Here is a 1,918-nt window from a genome sequence, read left to right on the forward strand (position 1 = left end):
CACCGTCTCGAACGTCCACCGACGGCGACCCGTCGCTCGCTCGAGCGCGTAGCAATTCCCGCCGGTCGTTCCGACGTAGACGGTGTCGCGATCGAGAACCGGCGAACTCGGCGAACCGGGGAGATCGGCCGTCCACGCCTCCGCGGGGCGAGACGGCCCCTCGAGGTCGCGCCGGAGCCCGGAGTTGCGCGGATCACCCTTGTACTGGTTCCAGTCGGTCACTGCCTCCGGATACCGACCGAACCGCTATAACAGTGGGTGGATCCACTGGCTTTGTCCGGGAGGACGCGATCAGTAGAGGGGAGCTACGTATCACTCCAGCCCACGGTAGCCGACGCGCGGTGGCGCGCGCTTGCGGCCGACCGAACGGGAGTGAGGGCGGCCGCCGATGCCGTGCGAGGGATGAGTGAGGGAGCGCAGCGACCGAACGAATCGGCTGGGGAGGGCGTGGCGATTCCCTGTTACCACGATAGCAGGACGCTTCTTTCGCTATGTCTCCGGTAGAATCGGCTGTTCCATTCACAGCCGGAGTGGACGGCCGTTTCACAGCACGTTCTAGTAACGAAACTGACGGAGTACTCCAGTATCGAGCCGACGGCTCGTCGGTGAAAGAGGGGAGCGACAGGAAGAGGAAGCAACTGGTGTATGGCGCAGTTGTGAAGTGATGATGATGTGGCTTCCTGTCGCGTACGTCTGTATACTCGGGGAACTGCAATACCGGTGACCCCTACACAGTTTGGGGGTCCGTCGAACGGCGCGACGAAAACAGAATCGCGAAGCGACAGCAAAACGGACGACACCGCCGGTAACCGGCCAGTACGGGCCAGAACGGACCAGTACGGGCTGGTACGGGCCGGTACGGGCTGGTACGGGCTGGTACGCTTATTCCCAGGGATGAGTCCCGCGCTCGCTGGGCCAGAGCGGATACCAGTACTCCTTCTCGCGCTCGATCTCGAGTTCGCCGTCTAACGCCGACTCGAGGGTGAACTCCGCACTCGAGTCGCGCTCCCGACCGTCGCGCGGGACGAAGGGATAGAAACGCCCGCGACGGAAGGAGTAGATCCAGTAGGCGGTCCCGTCCGCGTCGGCGGTTCCACCGCCTCCGTTCCGATGTCGCGAAGCGCCATCGCGGTCCCGATAGGCGAACACAGCAGCCAGCAAGCGCGAACCGTAGCCGTGCTCGATGAACGTGTCCGCGGCGAAGTGCATGCTCGTGATCAGATCCTCGGGGTCGTCGTCCGCGAGGACCACCCAGTGATACCCGTGATCGTCGCTGGTGACCGAGAATTCGGTGCCGGTCTCCGCCTGCCCGGCCTCGAGGATCGCTTCGACCTCGTCGACGGCGTCACGGAAGTCGCTCGAGTCGACGCCGGAGAAACAGAGCGCGCCGACGTCCAGCGACTCGTAGCCCAGATCGGCCTGCATCGTGAGATAGGCGGTACTCATGCCGAAGAGGTCGTCGGGGTCGGCGTCGCGTCCGGCGTCGGCCTCGGCGCGCGAGCCGAGGATGGCGCGGAGTCCGTCCAGCAGTCCCATGTGTGGAGTGACGGGGCCGGTTCCTTAGAACGATTGCATTTCGCGCTCGAGGTCCCGAAGCTGTTCGACGCGGCGCTCGGTCGGCGGGTGCGTCGAGAAGAGCCGGCCGACGATGCCGGACTTGATCGGGATGATGAAGAAGGCGTTCATCTCGGCTTCCTCGCGCATGTCGTCTTTCGGGACCTTGTCCATCTCGCCGGAGATCTTCAGGAGCGCCGAGGCGAGTGCCGACGGATTACCGGTGATGGCGGCGGCCCCGCGGTCGGCGGCGTACTCGCGGTAGCGCGAGAGCGCCCGAATGAGCAGATAGCTGATGATCCAGACGACCAGCGAGACGAGGATCGCGACGACGATGCCGCCGCCGCCCTGCCGGCCGCGGCCG

3 protein-coding genes are annotated in these 1,918 nt (G+C 65.2%); all 3 read right to left on the reverse strand.

The features are described from left to right. A partial coding sequence (locus PGX04_RS02060; RefSeq protein WP_273736999.1) for an outer membrane protein assembly factor BamB family protein occupies positions 1-222 on the reverse strand: 222 nt, incomplete at its 3' end. A gap of 660 nt (positions 223-882) precedes the next feature. Beyond that, positions 883-1,536 carry a PspA-associated protein PspAB gene (pspAB, locus tag PGX04_RS02065; RefSeq protein WP_273737000.1) on the reverse strand — a complete coding sequence of 218 codons (654 nt, stop codon included), beginning with the start codon at positions 1,534-1,536 and terminating at the stop codon, positions 883-885. 24 nt (positions 1,537-1,560) lie between these two features. Beyond that, a partial coding sequence (locus PGX04_RS02070) for a M48 family metalloprotease (RefSeq protein WP_273737001.1) occupies positions 1,561-1,918 on the reverse strand: 358 nt, incomplete at its 5' end.

This window comes from Natrinema soli (assembly GCF_028618695.1).